Raw genomic sequence first — 17,200 nt, 5'->3', positions numbered from 1 at the left:
ATAAGAGCAAGCTCTTAATCCATTCGCTCGACTTGCATGTATTAGGCACGCCGCCAGCGTTCATCCTGAGCCAGGATCAAACTCTCCAATAAAGTTAGTTTGTCTAGCATCTAAAATAAAAATTGACGTTTCACGTTGTTTGTTTCGTTCAGTTTTCAAAGAACTTGTCCATCGCTTCAGAAGCGACTTCATCATATTAACATCTTCATTTTTCGATGTCAACTAAGTTTTAAAATTTCTTTTTTGTCGTTTTCTACGTTTCCGCATCAGCGACGTTTATTAATATACCATCATGGTTTTTAAATAACAAGTGTTTTTTATAAAAAAAACAAAAAAATTATCTATCCTACTTTCTTCTATAGTAAAACCTTTTATTCTCTCTACTGAAAATAAGTATTTTGATTGTATACCAATACACTCTAATTAACCAAACTGTCTTTCATAATCCCTCCCACCTTTTCATTCTCTTCTACATTAAAGTCCACATTTAAAAAGAAAATAGCTTCGCCACTTCCTAATAATGCGAACATGTTGATTTTTTGTCCCTCCACACAAATCATTACTAATTGAAAGAACCAGTTGTTGGCAGATAGCTCCACCCCAACCGAATTCGAGGTGAGAATTTTATCGCCCGACCAACGGCGGGATAGATAACAAAATTCCAACGAAACATCAACTTAAGATTATTGTTAGAATTTTTTTACATTTAATTAATGAAAAATATCCATTTTTTGTTATATAGTAAGAAAAGACGTACTCAACTACAAATAAGCCAATGGAGGAATTACTTTATGGATAGGTTAACGAAGTTTTCATTAAAAAACCGCGCCGCTGTTATCATCATGGTTTTTCTCATTTCCATACTCGGTGTTTATTCCGGCTCTAAATTACCTATGGAATTTTTACCTAGTATCGATAATCCCGCAGTCACCGTTACAACCTTATCTCCAGGACTCGACGCCGAAGCAATGACAAAAGAAGTAACCGCTCCCCTTGAAAAACAATTTCGCAACTTAGAACACATTGACAACATCACCTCTTCTACTCACGAAGGATTATCACGCATCGATATCGCGTATACATCCAAAGCAAATATGAAAGATGCCACACGTGAAGTTGAGAAGGCCCTTACTACAATTAAATTACCTAAAGATGCAACAAAACCGATAGTTAGCCAATTAAATACTTCTATGATTCCACTCGCTCAAATTGCAATCCAAAAGCAAAACGGATTTTCAAAAGCAGATGAAAAACAAATCGAAAAAGAAATCGTACCACAACTCGAAAGCATTGATGGTGTTGCCAACGTTATGTTTTTCGGAAAATCAACTTCTGAATTATCTATTATACTAGATCCAAACCAATTAAAAGATAAAAACGTAACACCGGAACAAATATTAAAAGTTTTACAAGGAAAAGAAACTTCCACTCCAGCTGGAGCTGTTACCGTTAATAAAGAAGAATATAACCTTCGTGTCATCGGAGATATAAAAAATATAGATGACATTAAAAACATCACCGTTGCACCTCAAGTAAAATTGCAAGATGTTGCTCAAATTGAACTTAAACAACACTACGATACAATCTCACATATAAATGGCGAAGAAGGCACTGGATTAATCATCATGAAAGAGCCAAGTAAAAATGCAGTTGCAATCGGAAAAGAAATCGATAAAAAAATTAAAGATATAAGTAAACAATATAAAGATCAATTTTCTATTAAACTTTTAGCGTCAACTCATGAACAAGTTGAAAATGCTGTTACTAGTATGGGAAAAGAAGTAATCCTTGGAGCAATTGCTGCAACTCTAATTATCTTAATCTTTTTACGCAACTTCCGAACGACACTCATTGCTGTTGTCAGTATTCCATTATCTATTTTATTAACACTCTTTTTACTACACCAATCTAACATCACACTTAACACTCTAACACTTGGTGGTTTAGCCGTTGCAGTTGGACGTCTCGTCGATGATAGCATCGTTGTCATTGAGAATATTTTCCGACGTTTACAAAAAGAATCTTTCTCTAAAGATATTATTCTCGATGCAACGAAAGAGGTCGCCGTCGCAATTACTTCTTCTACTTTAACAACGGTCGCTGTTTTTTTACCTATTGGTCTCGTATCAGGAGTAATCGGAAAATTAATGTTACCTATGGTATTAGCAGTCGTATATTCTATACTATCATCCTTAATCGTTGCACTAACAGTTGTTCCACTTATGGCTTTTTTACTACTCAAAAAAACAAAACATAAAAAACCAAGTTCTTCACCACGATATGTCGCTACATTAAAGTGGGCTCTTTCGCATAAATTCATTATTCTACTTACTTCTTTTTTATTATTCGCAGGATCGATCGCCGCCTATATATTACTACCGAAAGCGAATATAAAATCTGAAGACGACACAATGTTATCTATTAACATGACTTTTCCGGCTGATTACGCTCCTGAAACACAAAAACAAAAAGCTTTTGATTTCGAAAAGAAGCTACTTTCTAATTCAGATGTAACGGATGTTATTTTACGAATGGGATCTAGCGCAGAAGATGCACAATGGGGGCAAACGACGAAAAATAATCTCGCAAGTATATTGGTAGTCTTTAAAAAAGGTTCTGATATTGATCAGTATATTAAAGAGTTAAAGAAAGAACATAAAACTTTTGAACCCGCGGAACTTGATTATATAAAAATGAGTTATTCAAGCTCTGGCAGCGGCAATAATTTGCAATTCAACGTAACAGCCACTAACGAAACGAATTTAAAAGAGGCTGCTACTATCGTCGAAACAAAACTAAAGGATATGGATGATCTTTCTAAAGTAAAAACGAATTTAGATGACTCTAAGAAAGAATGGCAAATCCATGTTGATCAAACAAAGGCCGAACAACTAGGATTAACACCAGAATTAGCAGCTCAACAAGTGGCATTCCTTATGAAGAAATCACCTATTGGTGAACTTTCAATCAATAACGAAAAAACTACTATTATGATAGAACATAAAAAAGAAAGTATTACTAAACAAGAAGACATTTTAAACACAAACATACTATCACCTATTAATGGACCAATTCCTTTAAAAGACATTGCAACTATTTCAGAAAAGCAACTTCAAACAGAAGTTTTCCATAAAGATGGAAAAGAAACCATTCAAATTACCGCAGAAGCTTCAAATGAAGATTTAAGCAAGGTAAGCACTGAAGTGAACAAAGCGATAGCCGGCCTAGATTTACCTAGCGGAGCAAAAGTAAATATCGCAGGCGCCACTGAATCTATGCAAGAGAACTTCACAGATTTATTCAAGATTATGGGGATTGCAATTGGGATTGTATATTTAATTATGGTCATTACCTTCGGGCAGGCACGTGCTCCTTTTGCAATCTTGTTCTCCTTGCCATTAGCTGCTGTCGGCGGTATTTTAGGATTAATCATTTCAGGAACACCAGTTGATGTAAATTCCTTGATCGGTGCATTAATGTTAATCGGGATTGTCGTTACAAACGCTATCGTATTAATAGAAAGAGTACAACAAAACCGGGAACATGGTATGGAAACGCGAGAAGCCTTACTCGAAGCAGGTTCCACTAGATTACGTCCCATTATTATGACAGCTATTACAACAATTGTTGCTATGCTCCCACTCCTATTTGGCCAATCACAAGCAGGAAGTATGGTATCAAAAAGCCTAGCCGTTGTTGTTATCGGTGGTTTGGCAGTCTCAACTGTTCTTACATTAGTAGTCGTTCCAGTTATGTATGAACTATTAGATAAAATCGGGAGAAAAAGGCGCTCTCGTAGAAAAATAAACACTTCTACAGAAACACCTGATATTTAAAAGAAAAGCGTTATCTTCATGAATGAAGATAACGCTTTTTCTCTACCTGCTCATATAATCCATCATTTTTTCCACATACCGCTCTAGCGGTTCACTAGAATCCACAATAAGATATTCACTATATAAAGGTCTTTTACTACCATCTAACCACTTTTTAAAAGCTACTTCGGAATCCACTCGTCCAACCTGACTGACCATACGCTTACGTGTTTGCAGCCTATTATTAATCTCTTCCATATCATTAAGATAACATTCGATATATTTATATTTTATACCATGTTTATTAGACAGTTTTATTCCCTTTTCAACCATCCCTTCATACAAACATGGACTATCCAATATCACACTATGCCCTTGTTCTAAATAAGAATCAATCAATGCCCATTCAACATCGTATGATACTCCTCCAACAACCGTCGATTCAATCCCTTTCATTTCTAACGATTGTAACAATGCCGATTTCAAAACGTCATGATCTACAATTACAGCACCTGTTAACTTCGCTATATACTTAGAAACTGTCGATTTTCCCGATCCAGGAAATCCTGACATTTGCAGAAAAAACAATTCCTCCACCCCTTCATTTGCACCTGTTCATCTATATAATTCAATTCCCGTTACTTCCATTCCTTCTATACTAAAACACAAAAGGAACTCCCTACTTATAAATAGAGAGTTCCTCTTTATCATTTATGCTGCTTTTACCTTCTTCGTCGTTTTACTTTTTCTTTTCGCTCCTGTAAAACGTTTGTGCAATATAGATGCTACTAATCGTGAAATAACATTGAATAGTAATACCATAATAATTAATACAGCTGCAGATTTTGTCGCAATTAACTTCGCATCTGGGATAATCCCTTCAGAATTTAACTTCCAAATGTGAACCGCTAACGTTTCAGCTGGTCTAAATGGATTTAAAGGATGAGCAGGACTTGAGAAGTCCGCTGCTGAATTTAAAATTGGAGATGTTAAACCCGCTGTGTAAATTAATGCTGCTGCTTCACCAAATATACGACCTGCCGCTAAAATAACACCTGTAATAATTTGCGGTAATGACGACGGGATAATAATACGAGTGATCGTTTGCCACTTTGTTGCACCTAACCCAAGGCTCGCCTCTTTCACATTAGCAGGAACTTCTGAAATCGCATTTTCACAAACACGTGTTAAACCTGGCAAGTTTAAAATCGTTAAAGCAAGGGCACCACCCATTACTGTGTATCCCCATCCTGTCATTGTAACGAACACTAACAAACCGAATAAACCAACAACAATAGAAGGTAAAGATGCCATTGTCTCGATACATAAACGAACAAAGTTTAAAAAACGTCCTTGTTTTGCATACTCTGCTAAATATATTCCAGCGCCTAATCCAAGTGGAATAGATATAATAAGCGTTATAACAAGCATATAGAATGAATTGAATAACTGCGGACCAATCCCACCACCAGCTCTTGTATTGCTTGGTTCTCCAAACAGGAAATTAGGATCCCAAAAACCCCATCCCTTTTGTAAAATCTCAAATACTAAGAACACTAGTAAAGCTACGACTAAAGCCGCAACCGCATAAAAGATACCTGTCCAAACTTTATTTACCGTCCTTGCATTCATTATTATCGCTCACCTCTTTGCCCAATTGCTCGAATAACTAAAATAAACAGGAATGAAATAACAAGTAAAATCATTGCTAAAGTCCATAGCGCATTGTTCCAAGCAGTTCCGTTTAATGTATTTGTCATATCCATTGTCAAAATACCAGTTAACGTTGCTGTCGGACTATATATTCCTTCTGGTAATTTAACCGTATTCCCAATTACCATTTGAACCGCTAACGCTTCACCAAAAGCACGCGCTAAACCTAAAACAACACCTGTTAAAATCCCTTTTTTCGCAGCAGGAACAATTACTCGGCTAATCGCTTGCCATTTCGTTGATCCTAAACCATAAGAAGCTTCTAAATAATCAAATGGAACAGAGCGTATTGCATCAGAAGCGATACTAGCAATAGTAGGTAAAATCATAATACTCAGGACAATAATACCTGCAATTAAACTAAACCCTACTCCCCCAAACGAATCACGTAATAGCGGTACTAAAATTGTAACCCCTAATAATCCGTATACAACCGAAGGAATACCAACTAATAATTCTAAAACAGGCTTCAATACTTTATTTCCAAACTTCGGCGAAATTAAATTCATGAATATAGCAAGAGCTATAGCAATTGGTGCACTAATAATAACCGCACCTAACGAAACCACCGTTGAACCTACAATGAAAATTACAGCCCCGAAAGTTCCCTCATCAGCATTTGGACTCCATTTTGTCGATGTTAACATCTCAGTAAACGAGATACCACTTTGCGTAAAAGATTGAATTCCTTTACCGCAAATAAACGCAATAATAGCTAATGTAACTAAAACAATAAAAATACCACAAAACGTAACAAGTGATCTTCCTATATATTCACTTTTCACGTAATTAATTTGTTTTTTCCCCTTCATCACAGGACAGACCCCACTTCATAAATTGAAATGAACAGGACCGGCCTTGCAGCCAGCCCCATAAATTTTATTACTTATTTAATTTAGACATTGGAATATAACCCATATCTTCTACTTGCTTTTCAAAATCTTTACCTTTTACATAGTCAATGTAAGCTTTTGTTGCTTCTTTCGCTTCACCTTTCGTGACCATGTACTCGTAAGACCAGAATGGATATTTACCAGACGCAATGTTTTCAACTTTTGGTTCAGCACCATCAATTTTCACTGTTTGTAGCGCACCTTTTTTCTCGCCAACCATGTAAGACATTGCTAAATAACTTACTGAACCTGGAGTAGAATTAATCGCTTGCTCTACTGCACCGTTAGAATCTTGTGTAGTACCAGTTCCGTCATTAATTTTCGCATCTTTCATAATTGTTTTTTCAAATGTAGCACGTGTACCAGAAGAAGCTGGACGGTTAATTACGTTGATTTTTTCATCTTTCCCGCCTACCTCTTTCCAGTTTGTTACTTTTCCAGTGAAGATATCTTGTACTTGTTGTACTGTTAAGTTATCAACTTTTACATCTTTATTTACGACAAGTGCGAATGCAATACCCGCCACCTTGTTATCTACTAATTCTTTCGCCTTATCAGCATCTTTTATTTTATCTGCAGATGGAACATCTGAGTTACCAATTTGGACCGCACCAGAAGCTACTTGGTTAATTCCAGTTCCACTACCGCCACCTTGCACTTGAATAGAAACGTTTGAATTTTTCTCCATAAATTTCTTTCCAGCTTCCTCTGCAAGAGGTTGAAGTGCTGTAGAGCCTGCAGCTGCTATCGTACCTGACAATTCTTGTTTTGCATTATCGCTTCCTTTAGCATCTTTACCTGATGTCTCTTCTGCTTTTCCACATCCCACTAATGAACCCGCTACCACTAAAGCTGCTAAAGAAAATTTAATACCCTTTTTCATGACCATGTCTTGTACCCCCATTTGGATTATCACTTTTCACATTTATCTACTTCTTTCGAACACAAATTCATTGTAGGACAATAATATTATGTGAGTGTTAAGCAATTTTTAATTTTAAGTAAATGACGATAATAATCCTTAAAAACTAGGAATCCCAACATTTATAGTTAAAGAACCCAACAAAATCCACACTAATTAAGCTGTAATGTAAATTTACTCTTAACAATGTAAATTAAATGTAAATGTTTTTCGCTCTTTTTCCCTTTTAGTTAAAGTTACATTTACAATTCCGCTGTATTTTGTTACTTTTACACGCCTAATTTATGCACATTACACAGAATTTCAGTAATATTTTTTAGTACAACTAAATAAATTGGAACAATTCTAAAAATAAATGAATATTTTTAAAGTACCAATTGACAGCATCATCCAATGTAGTCTACTATATTACTAACAAAAAGTTTACCTAAGGAAACTTTTTAAACTTAAACTAACAATATAGAGATGAGGTAACTTTTATGGTATCGGCTAATATAAAACCACTTTCCGAATTTAAGACAGGAGAGTTTGTACAAATTGAGAAGATACAATTAGAAGGAACTATGAAACGACGTTTATTAGATTTAGGATTTATCCCTGGGGCAACAATTAAAGTATTACAACGCAGTCCACTTGGAGATCCGGTCGCTTATCAAGTAAGCAACACCACTATTGCACTACGTAAGGAAGAAAGCTCCCTTATTTTCGGGATATTAATAGGAGATGATTTCAGATGAGCAAACATCGCATTGCTTTAGCCGGCAACCCGAATACCGGGAAAAGTACATTATTTAATACTTTAACAGGCTTAAAACAACATACTGGAAACTGGACAGGAAAAACTGTTTTAAAAGCTGAAGGGGAATATGAACATAACGGTAGTAAATATACATTAATAGATTTACCTGGAACTTACTCACTATATTCAAATTCTGCAGATGAAGAAGTAGCAAGGGATTATATTATATTTGAAAAACCAGAAGTAACTGTAGTTGTTGTCGATGCAACTGCTATGGAGCGAAATTTAAATTTAGCACTCCAAGTGATGGAAATGACGAGCAACGTAGTCATCTGTATTAACTTAATTGATGAAGCTGAGAAAAAAGGCATCGTTATTGATGAAAAGAAATTAGCAAAATCACTCGGTGTACCTGTAGTTAAAATTTCCGCTCGTAACCGAGTAGGCATCGGTCATTTACTAAATGTTATTGCCAAAGTAGCAAATAAAAAGCTAATTCCAACACCAATTAAAATTTCTTACAGCGAAAAAATCGAGAATATGATTCAGGAATTAGAACCACAAATTTATAAAGTGTTCGGTGATACGTATCCAGCACGCTGGATTGCGTTACGTATATTAGATGGAGATAAAAATTTCTTAACTACACTTCAAAAACACCATAATGAACCACTTGTAAGGGAGGTCGTAATGAATGGAATCTCACTCAGCCAGTAAAGCTCTTCCATTAGACTATATTATTCAACATGCACAAGCACTATCAAAAGAGGATATACGAGATGATATTGTCGGAGATATTTACCGAACATCTGCAAGCATATGTAAAGAATCTGTTCAATATACAAATACGGATAAATTGTATCGTTCTGAAAAACTAGATAAAATTTTCACATCTCCAATCTGGGGATTCCCAATTATGCTTGGTATTTTATCTATCATTTTTTATCTTACAATTGCAGGGGCTAACGTACCATCTGATATGATTGCTGAGTTCTTCGGATGGGCCGAAGGATATTTAACATCTTGTTTTCAAGCAGCACATGCACCTGAATGGCTACATGGCATTTTAATACTTGGTTTATTCCGTGGTATCGGTGCTGTTATTAGCGTTATGTTACCACCTATGGCCATCTTTTTCCCTATGTTTGCACTATTAGAAAACTACGGATACTTACCACGAGTTGCGTTTAATATGGACCGCTTATTCAAACGCTCTGGTGCACATGGTAAACAATCTTTAACAATGGCAATGGGCTTTGGTTGTAATGCAGCAGCCATTATGTCAACACGTATTATTGAATCACCACGTGAACGTATGCTTGCAATCTTAACAAACAACTTCGTTCCTTGTAACGGTCGCTGGCCTATGTTAATTTTAATGGCTTCATTATTTATGGCTGCCGGTTATACAGGTAGTATGCAAACATTGGTTACTGCTGGAGTTGTAGTTGGAATGGTTGTAATTGGTATCGTTATGACATTAACCGTTTCTTGGGTACTATCAAAAACAGCTTTAAAAGGCGTTCCAACTCACTACACACTCGAGTTACCACCATACCGTAAGCCAAAGGTTTGGAATACAATTGTGCGTGCAACACTCGATAAATCCGTCTATGTTTTAAAACGAGCTGTTGTTGTAGCTGCTCCTGCGGCTGCATTAACTTGGTTACTTGCTAATATTTTCATCGGTGACACAAGCCTACTTATGTATTTTGTAAACTTCCTAGATCCATTCGCTAAAATGTTAGGACTTGACGGATTTATTCTAGCTGCGTTCATTCTTGGACTACCAGCGAACGAAATTGTTATCCCGATTTTATTAATGTCTTACTTATCAACCGGAGCTTTAACTGAAATAGATGATTTTAATCAAATTAAAAATCTATTCTTAGAAAATGGTTGGACTTGGTTAACGGCGTTAAACACAATGTTGTTCTCACTTCTTCATTTCCCATGTGGAACGACACTGGTTAACATATATAAAGAAACAAAAAGTGCAAAATGGACATTCTTATCGTTTGCAATCCCTACCGTTATCGCTATTGTTGTGACATTCCTCTCTACACAATTGGTACATTGGTTAGGGCTTGTATAAAAACAAAGCATACATAGAAGGTATCCCCCTTCACATATGCTTTGTGCGAAAGAAGCCTGAAATTATTCAGGTTTCTTTTTTTGCACATCATTATTCCAAGGCTGCGCTCCATACGTTGTAATTTTTTTATGAATGTAGTATATAGCTCCCGGAAGAACTGCCATTAATATTGTGCAACTAATCCCTAATCCAGTAAACAACCTCCATCACCTTACTTTACTCTTTTTGGTAAAGCTGAACCCGTATGTTCAATTGTTGGATGAACATGAACAGTAACCTCAGCATCACTAAAGTAATTTTCACCTTGATCCCAATTCTTACTTATTTTTTTCCACTCTTTATAATTATGCCGCTTATACACTTCCCCTAATTCTAATACATCTACCTTATATTTTTTTTGAACAAGCTGAACGGATTTTCGGATGCGCGTCTCCATTTCCTTCGAAATATCCTTCTCTAAACGTTTTTCATTCAAGACCTTTTTATGATCACTAAAGTGTAACTCAGCTATTGTACCTTCCAAAAATAAGTGAATATTAAACTTTGGTTTTGTAACATTTGTTGTAGATACTTTAATTTTCCGACGCAACTTATGAATTTCATATGTAATAAGTTGATTCTTTTTGCGGATAGTAAAAAAACCTCCAATTTTTTTACCTACTATATAATTCATTCCTAATGTTTCTTCCCCATTCAAACTACCTACACACTTATTATCCTTCCCACGAAACAACGCTGCCCCGTTCATTTGTACACCTTGCTTTGTTAATTCAAGAATAGGTAATACGAAGCTTCGGCTCGCAATCATCTTTTCCTGAACCTCACCAATTCTTGCAGCCTCAATCATTTGGGCATTTTTCGGAGGATGTTCAGCTAACATATCAATGTACTGCGCCGGTAAATTTTCAGGTTTTGCACTCTGTTTTAAAATAGATTCGGCATTCTTCTTCGAAACAAACAAACGAATATTTCTCCTCATTTCATGATCGCGAATATATACATCTAACGTATTTTGCAAAACATACGGATTCGCCAGTAATTCTTCCGAAAAAATAATGACTTGTATATGCGGAAAAAATAATGTTCGACTAATTTTTTTAGCAATAATTCGGATTTGCTCAAAGACACTATCTGCTTTCGCACTCACATTAATATAATTTTCACTATCTCCACCACCTTGTCCCCCTTGTTGCGCTAGCTTACTGGGAAGCACCATCTGATACGTCCCTTTCATAATCGGATTCGATTTCTTTTTTTTCACGATATCATAGGCTGCACCTACTACAAATCCTCTTTCTTCTATTTCTTCTAGCTCAGAACACCCACTGATAGATCCAACTAAAACCATAACCATTATAATTTTAAGAAGGTGTTTCATTTCTACCATTCCTTCTTCTTATTTTATATACAATAAAAACTAACAAAGGTGCTAACACGACAAACCCCATATCTATCCAAGCTAAATAAGTTCCATAATTTGATAAAGCATTTAAACTACTAGGTATCATATTCACCATAAAAATAATCGGGGCACTTACAAAAATGAAAATATGTTTCTTCACTTTCGGAAACATAGCGCAAAATAATAATGATGCGACATCATAATACATTGCTGTAGTGTTATAAATAGTAATAATCCAAGTTGTAAAAAAAATTGCATCAAATCTTTCTAAAAACCCTCCACCAATTTCAATTTCTTTCCCTAATTCAATTGTTGGGTACGTCAATCCACGAGTTGTCATATACGTAAAAACACTAATACAAGTTACATAAATTAAAATGTACGACAACACATTTACCATTACCGCTTTCGCAACTGCCATTGGTGCTTTTTTTGCCGCCTTATCATTCAGCAACACAGCATAAAACAGAGCTACTTCAAATCCAATAAACGTAAAAATAGAATTTTTAACTCCAACAGCATATTGACTCACTTTCGTTTGAAAGGCTGGTAGTAAATTATTTATTTCCATTAAATTTATATTCAATAAAGAAAGAAGCACTATCGCAATTAAAACAATAGGTAAAAATAGAACATTTAACCTTAATAAAGCTGCTCTAGATCCTGCTATTCCATAAATAACAACTAATAAGAAAAAGAAAGACAGTAGTTGTATTGGTGTATCACTAAACAAATACGTTTGGGAAATAATTGAAATCATTCGCGATTCATATGCTGTCAAAGCAGCAAACGTTAATACTAAAATGCTACTAATCGTGTACGCAACAGGCTTCGTCAAATGCGCACTTGTATATTGAACAAAGTTTTGTTTCGGGAATAAAATAGCTACCCTCGTTACAAACCAACCTAAACCTGCACATATTAATCCACCCAAAAGCAAAATAATCCAACCATCTGAAAATAATGTTTGGTTAGCAATATCCCTTGGCATAGATAATGCGCCTATACCAATAATGGTCGATGATACCGCAAACCCAATTTCCCGAGATCCAATTTCTTCATCGCCATACTCAAATGGTTTCAATTATTCTCGCTCCTTTGGACGTACTGTAGAATCTTTTGTTTGTAAATATTCCGGTCTCTCTTTCAACATTGATTTTGGCATGCGAATAAACTCTTCTTTCCAATCTTTATAAAATGCAGGAGCAATTGGAGTTGTATACGGTACACCAACACTTGTTAAATTTGTAATATGAACAGCAAGCGCAATAAGAGCTAGAATGATTCCATACAACCCAAAAGCCGTTGCTGCTAATACAAAGACGAAAAGTAAAATCCGAAACGTAATTGTGATGCTATACACCGGAAGTGAAAATGTAGCAATAGCTGTAACCGCAATAATGATAACTAAAAACGGATTTACAATTCCTGCATTCACCGCTGCCTCTCCAATTACAAGACCACCTACAATCCCAATTGTTTGTCCCATCGGTTTCGGCAACCTAATTCCTGCTTCTCGTATTAACTCCATCGTTAATGCCATCATTAACGTTTCAATATAGGCAGGAAACGGAACACCTTCTCTTGCTCCAGCAATCGAATAAGCCAATTTAGAAGGAATAAGTCCTTGGTGATATGAGACGAGCGCTACATACATCGCCGGCATTAAAATTGCCACTATACCAGAACCCATCCGCAAAATTCTTAATAAAGTTCCTATTACCCAACGCTCATAATGATCTTCCACAGATTGAAAAATATCGACAAATACTAGCGGAGCTATAAGCGCAAACGGGGATCCATCCACCAAAATAGCTGCCTTTCCTTTCGCTAATGAGGCCACAATATTATCAGGCCTTTCCGTATTCAAAAACTGCGGAAACGGCGACAAATTATTATCTTGAATTAATTGCTCAATTGTACCCGTCTCAAAAACGACATCTGTCACTATGGATTGAAGACGCCGATCTAGCTCTTTTACAATGTAAGGATTAATAATGTCTTCTATATATACTAAAGTCACTTCTTTTTGGGATCTCTTTCCCATAATATAAGATTGAAATCTCAGCTTTGGGTCACGTAAACTACGGCGAATTAACATTTTATTCACGTTAATATCTTCATTTAATCCTATCCTCGGTCCACGTATTAAATCTTCTGTTACTGGCGGTTCTAAACTTCTTTTTTCCCAAGCTCTACTATTAATCACGATAGCAGTTTGAATATTATCAATTAATATAACTGTATCTCCCGCTAAAATCGCATTTATAATATCCGGAAATGTTGTCTTCTTACCAACTTCTGCAATAGAAATAAAACGATCCAATAAAGTTTGAACGATAGCTGCTTCTTTTTGTACTTCTTCATATTGAAGTGTACGAACTACATATTTATAAACATTATCCTTATCTGTTAACCCACACAGAAAAATAACAGCACAACGTGTAAAACTGCCAGCAAGGGCAACTTCCCTAATTGTTAAATCATTCGGTGAACCTAACTCATCCCTAATTTTTTTCATAACTTCAAATAAGTTACCTTTTAGCTCTAACAAGTCCCCCACCTAACTTCCTTTTCAACAAGTTTTTAGTTAGATTCCGCTAATCGAAGAAAATATATACAAAAAAGAGCTATCTCTTTTCAAAGATAGCTCTAGCATAAGAATTACTTTTCTACTATTATATTGTCTGTCTTTATAGACACATTTTTCGTGAACCCGCTAACGATAAACATCACCATTATATTCATTAACAACGCGACTATACCTACATTTAAATCTTTTATATATTGAGGGAAATTCGGAAACATCGTAGCTATAGTTGAACCCGATAAAGTAATATACGCAACCACTAACAACCCAATCCCCATCCCTGCAATCGCTCCTTGCTTCGTAATAACCTGACGTGGAAACAGACTACATACAAGTGCAGGGAAAAGCTGTGTCACTATACTATATCCCATTAAAAGAAGTGCTCCTATCGTTTCTCCACCTTTAAAAGTAAACAAAACAGCTACAAGCGTTACTACAGGAACAAATAATTTCGCTGTTTTTGCCACCTGTCGATCCGAAGCAGATGGGACCATTGTTCGGTAAATATTTTTCGCTAATAATGTAGAAGCAGCCATGACAAGCATAGAACCTGGAACTAATGCCGTTAAAACTCCGGCACTACCAATAATCCCAATAAACCAAGGATCAAAAGTTTGAAGAGCCAGACGGAATAACGAAAGGTCTACATCCCCTCCCTTTAATCCAGGAACTTGTAAGATAGCTGCAAACCCTGCAAAGAACACGAAAAGTAAAACTAAAGAATACAGTGGCATAATGGCCGCATTTTTACGAAATACTTTTTCATTTTTTGCAGAGAAAGCAGAGGCGAATGTATGGGGCCACATATAGAAACCGAGAGCTGTTAATACAATAGTAGAAACAAACCAAGAAATGCTCATTCCTTCATCAGGTAAAGATAAAAATCCTGGTTTTGCTGCCTCTACGGCTTCAAACATCGGCTGAAATCCTCCGTAATAATGGTGCGGTAAATATATACCTAAAAACATAACGATAAATAGGATCATAATATCCTTCAAAGCGGCCGTCCAAGCAGAGCCGTGTATACCTGAAACCATTACATATATCGTTATAACAATTGCGCCAATCCACACTGCTATAACTGGCGATACCCTTCCATAAGACGCTTCCGAAACGATAATTCCTAATCCTTTTAACTGTAAAACAAGGTATGGGATAATCGAAATAACCCCAATGATAGAAACGATAAGGCCAAGTGCCTGACTCTTATATTTCTTCACAAAAAAATCTGGCTGTGAAACTAGATTATGCTCTTTTGCATACTTCCAAACTGGTGGTAATAAAAAATAAGATAAAATATAAGCTAACGCACCATAACCTAAAATATAAAAAGTAGGTGCTCCTTTACTATACGCCCATCCACTCCCGCCTAAAAATGTGAATGTCGTATAAATTTCACCTGCCATAAGAAGAAAAACAAAAATAGTACCAAAGCCTCTTCCTCCAACTGACCATTGCTCTAAATTCATATCTTTTCCGTGTTGTGCCCGAATTCCTAAAAATAGTGCGAGAAACAAAAATAAAATAATGATAAGTAATGCGGTCATTTTACATCCCCCTTATTAGCAGGATCAAATACGTACACAATCCCCATACAAAAAGATGTAATAAGCACTGATAATAATACCCAAAATAATAAAAATGGCATCCCTAATATGTAAGGAGTAACTGAATTAGCAAATACGGGTCCAACAACTAAACAAAAAACTGGAATAAGCGCTAATACGTGTATTTTCTTCATCTCATTCTCCTTTACTTATGAAATTCATAATCGATGATACAAAGACTTGCACACCAATCGGTAATGCATCTTCATCAATCGTAAAACGAGGGTGATGATGAGGATATATAATTCCTTTCTCTTTATTTCCTGCACCGATAAAAAAGAATGTACCTGGTGCTTTTTGTAAAAACGCTGAAAAATCTTCTCCAGCCATCGTCGGCTGTAAACGAGTAACTCGTTCCCTTCCATAAAGCTGTAATGCTGTTTGCTCAATAATCTCTGTAACTTCATAATCATTTACGACTGGACGATATCCATATTCATACGAAAACGTATATTTCGCTCCGTAAGCTTCCGTCACATGCTTTACAATCTGTTCAATTCTTTTCTCTGTTTCTTCTCGCAACTCATGTCTTAAACTCCGCACTGTCCCTTCAATCTCCGCTTGCTCTGGAATCACATTATGAGTTGTCCCAGCGTGAAATTGCGTAACAGATACTACAAGAGAATCTAACGGATTCGTGAGCCGAGATACAATTTGCTGAAGTTGCGAAACCACTTGTGTACCGATTGAAATACTATCAACTGTTTCATGAGGGATTCCAGCATGGCCACCTTTTCCTTCTATTATAATTTTAAAAACATCTGGAGCAGCCATTGCGGGACCATAAATTACACCTACTTTTCCAACCTCTAACGATGCCCAAAGGTGAGCACCAATAATATAATCGACCCCTTCCATTACACCCGCTGCAACCATTTCCTCTGCACCACCAGGAAAATTTTCTTCAGCATGTTGGAATAGAAAACGAATCTCCCCTTTAATCTTCTCTCTTGCTTCTACTAACTTATGTACAACTCCAAGTAATATCGCTATATGTCCATCATGGCCACATGCATGCATTACACCCGGATATGTAGAAATAAAGTCAAACTCATTTTCTTCATGAATAGGAAGAGCATCCATGTCAGCTCGAACCGCAACTATTTTACCAGGCTGCTTTCCAATCAACCTTGCCATTACACTATATTTAGTAGGTCTTGATACTTCTAAACATGGAATTTCCCGAAGTATATCGAATACAAACTGCGATGTTTTCTCTTCTTGAAAAGATAACTCTGGATACTTATGAAAATGCCTTCTCCACTCAACCAACTGATCCTTTGACAAAACAAGTTCTTTTGCAACATCCATTTCTCTTCTCCCCTTCTTCACCAAGTTAAATGTTATTATAACGTGAATTGTTAACTTTTAAAAGAATATTCTGAATTTTCTGTCATGGTTACTTAAAAATAAAAAGCCATCAA

At 36.0% G+C, this 17,200-nt stretch carries 15 protein-coding genes and 1 rRNA gene; 4 read left to right on the top strand and 12 right to left on the bottom strand.

Annotated features, from left to right (window positions below; genetic code table 11):
* Positions 1-92 (bottom strand): 16S ribosomal RNA (locus ACTFRN_RS17945); the annotation flags it as partial.
* A gap of 699 nt (positions 93-791) precedes the next feature.
* Between ACTFRN_RS17945 and ACTFRN_RS17940 the strand changes: the two genes are divergently transcribed.
* Positions 792-3,836 carry an efflux RND transporter permease subunit gene (locus ACTFRN_RS17940; RefSeq protein ID WP_000375569.1) on the top strand — a complete coding sequence of 1,015 codons (3,045 nt, stop codon included), beginning with the start codon at positions 792-794 and terminating at the stop codon, positions 3,834-3,836.
* A gap of 42 nt (positions 3,837-3,878) precedes the next feature.
* On the opposite strand, the gene ACTFRN_RS17935 is transcribed toward ACTFRN_RS17940, so the two are convergent.
* From ACTFRN_RS17935 to ACTFRN_RS17920, 4 genes are all read right to left on the bottom strand, one after another.
* Positions 3,879-4,403, bottom strand: a complete 525-nt coding sequence (locus tag ACTFRN_RS17935) for an AAA family ATPase (protein ID WP_000465762.1) — start codon at positions 4,401-4,403, stop codon at positions 3,879-3,881.
* Between the two features lie 123 nt (positions 4,404-4,526).
* The gene (gene pstA / locus ACTFRN_RS17930) at positions 4,527-5,447 is read right to left on the bottom strand and encodes a phosphate ABC transporter permease PstA (RefSeq protein WP_000994138.1); all 921 of its coding nucleotides are present in this window, start codon (positions 5,445-5,447) and stop codon (positions 4,527-4,529) included.
* A 2-nt stretch (positions 5,448-5,449) separates the two neighbouring features.
* Complete coding sequence (gene pstC / locus ACTFRN_RS17925; RefSeq protein WP_011040013.1) at positions 5,450-6,340, bottom strand: phosphate ABC transporter permease subunit PstC; 891 nt, start codon at positions 6,338-6,340, stop codon at positions 5,450-5,452.
* 70 nt (positions 6,341-6,410) lie between these two features.
* Positions 6,411-7,310 carry a phosphate ABC transporter substrate-binding protein PstS gene (locus tag ACTFRN_RS17920; protein ID WP_000245119.1) on the bottom strand — a complete coding sequence of 300 codons (900 nt, stop codon included), beginning with the start codon at positions 7,308-7,310 and terminating at the stop codon, positions 6,411-6,413.
* Between the two features lie 512 nt (positions 7,311-7,822).
* Here ACTFRN_RS17920 and ACTFRN_RS17915 point away from each other — a divergent pair.
* The 3 genes from ACTFRN_RS17915 to ACTFRN_RS17905 are packed head-to-tail and all read left to right on the top strand — an operon-like array spanning position 7,823 to position 10,177.
* Positions 7,823-8,080, top strand: a complete 258-nt coding sequence (locus ACTFRN_RS17915; protein WP_000252983.1) for a FeoA family protein — start codon at positions 7,823-7,825, stop codon at positions 8,078-8,080.
* A complete protein-coding gene (locus ACTFRN_RS17910; protein WP_000033861.1) occupies positions 8,077-8,799 on the top strand; it encodes a FeoB small GTPase domain-containing protein in 723 nt (240 codons plus the stop codon). The genes ACTFRN_RS17915 and ACTFRN_RS17910 overlap by 4 nt, the downstream gene beginning before the upstream one ends.
* Entirely contained in the window at positions 8,777-10,177 is a 1,401-nt protein-coding gene (locus tag ACTFRN_RS17905) for a nucleoside recognition domain-containing protein (protein ID WP_000443585.1), read from the top strand. Before ACTFRN_RS17910 ends, ACTFRN_RS17905 begins: the two co-directional genes overlap by 23 nt.
* A 62-nt stretch (positions 10,178-10,239) precedes the next feature.
* On the opposite strand, the gene ACTFRN_RS17900 is transcribed toward ACTFRN_RS17905, so the two are convergent.
* The 7 genes from ACTFRN_RS17900 to ACTFRN_RS17870 form a co-directional block, all read right to left on the bottom strand.
* Positions 10,240-10,377 carry a hypothetical protein gene (locus ACTFRN_RS17900; protein ID WP_000493992.1) on the bottom strand — a complete coding sequence of 46 codons (138 nt, stop codon included), beginning with the start codon at positions 10,375-10,377 and terminating at the stop codon, positions 10,240-10,242.
* 11 nt (positions 10,378-10,388) lie between these two features.
* Positions 10,389-11,555 (bottom strand): Ger(x)C family spore germination protein, encoded by a 1,167-nt coding sequence (locus ACTFRN_RS17895; RefSeq protein WP_014893306.1) that lies wholly within the window; start codon positions 11,553-11,555, stop codon positions 10,389-10,391.
* Entirely contained in the window at positions 11,539-12,663 is a 1,125-nt protein-coding gene (gene gerLB / locus ACTFRN_RS17890) for a spore germination protein GerLB (protein ID WP_088106347.1), read from the bottom strand. Before gerLB ends, ACTFRN_RS17895 begins: the two co-directional genes overlap by 17 nt.
* Complete coding sequence (gerLA, locus tag ACTFRN_RS17885) at positions 12,664-14,142, bottom strand: spore germination protein GerLA (RefSeq protein ID WP_014893307.1); 1,479 nt, start codon at positions 14,140-14,142, stop codon at positions 12,664-12,666. It lies immediately after the preceding gene.
* A 101-nt stretch (positions 14,143-14,243) separates the two neighbouring features.
* The gene (locus ACTFRN_RS17880; protein ID WP_000125907.1) at positions 14,244-15,716 is read right to left on the bottom strand and encodes a sodium:solute symporter family protein; all 1,473 of its coding nucleotides are present in this window, start codon (positions 15,714-15,716) and stop codon (positions 14,244-14,246) included.
* Complete coding sequence (locus ACTFRN_RS17875; RefSeq protein ID WP_014893308.1) at positions 15,713-15,910, bottom strand: DUF3311 domain-containing protein; 198 nt, start codon at positions 15,908-15,910, stop codon at positions 15,713-15,715. Before ACTFRN_RS17875 ends, ACTFRN_RS17880 begins: the two co-directional genes overlap by 4 nt.
* A 1-nt stretch (position 15,911) precedes the next feature.
* Positions 15,912-17,087, bottom strand: a complete 1,176-nt coding sequence (locus ACTFRN_RS17870) for an amidohydrolase (RefSeq protein ID WP_049113833.1) — start codon at positions 17,085-17,087, stop codon at positions 15,912-15,914.
* Between the last annotated feature and the right edge of the window lie 113 nt (positions 17,088-17,200).

The organism is Bacillus cereus group sp. MYBK245-2, from assembly GCF_051916145.1.
Taxonomy (GTDB): domain Bacteria; phylum Bacillota; class Bacilli; order Bacillales; family Bacillaceae_G; genus Bacillus_A; species Bacillus_A pacificus.
The sequence above is the reverse complement of the archived record's forward strand: the minus strand, read 5'-3'. Positions and strand labels throughout refer to the sequence as shown.

What these genes read in the sequence shown, in the direction of transcription:
- ACTFRN_RS17940 (WP_000375569.1), top strand. Translation starts at nt 792, where the DNA reads ATGGATAGGTTAACGAAGTTTTCATTAAAAAACCGCGCCGCTGTTATC.
- pstA (WP_000994138.1), bottom strand. Translation starts at nt 5,447, where the DNA reads ATGAATGCAAGGACGGTAAATAAAGTTTGGACAGGTATCTTTTATGCG.
- pstC (WP_011040013.1), bottom strand. Translation starts at nt 6,340, where the DNA reads ATGAAGGGGAAAAAACAAATTAATTACGTGAAAAGTGAATATATAGGA.
- ACTFRN_RS17920 (WP_000245119.1), bottom strand. Translation starts at nt 7,310, where the DNA reads ATGGTCATGAAAAAGGGTATTAAATTTTCTTTAGCAGCTTTAGTGGTA.
- ACTFRN_RS17915 (WP_000252983.1), top strand. Translation starts at nt 7,823, where the DNA reads ATGGTATCGGCTAATATAAAACCACTTTCCGAATTTAAGACAGGAGAG.
- ACTFRN_RS17910 (WP_000033861.1), top strand. Translation starts at nt 8,077, where the DNA reads ATGAGCAAACATCGCATTGCTTTAGCCGGCAACCCGAATACCGGGAAA.
- ACTFRN_RS17905 (WP_000443585.1), top strand. Translation starts at nt 8,777, where the DNA reads ATGGAATCTCACTCAGCCAGTAAAGCTCTTCCATTAGACTATATTATT.
- ACTFRN_RS17895 (WP_014893306.1), bottom strand. Translation starts at nt 11,555, where the DNA reads ATGAAACACCTTCTTAAAATTATAATGGTTATGGTTTTAGTTGGATCT.
- ACTFRN_RS17880 (WP_000125907.1), bottom strand. Translation starts at nt 15,716, where the DNA reads ATGACCGCATTACTTATCATTATTTTATTTTTGTTTCTCGCACTATTT.
- ACTFRN_RS17875 (WP_014893308.1), bottom strand. Translation starts at nt 15,910, where the DNA reads ATGAAGAAAATACACGTATTAGCGCTTATTCCAGTTTTTTGTTTAGTT.
- ACTFRN_RS17870 (WP_049113833.1), bottom strand. Translation starts at nt 17,087, where the DNA reads ATGGATGTTGCAAAAGAACTTGTTTTGTCAAAGGATCAGTTGGTTGAG.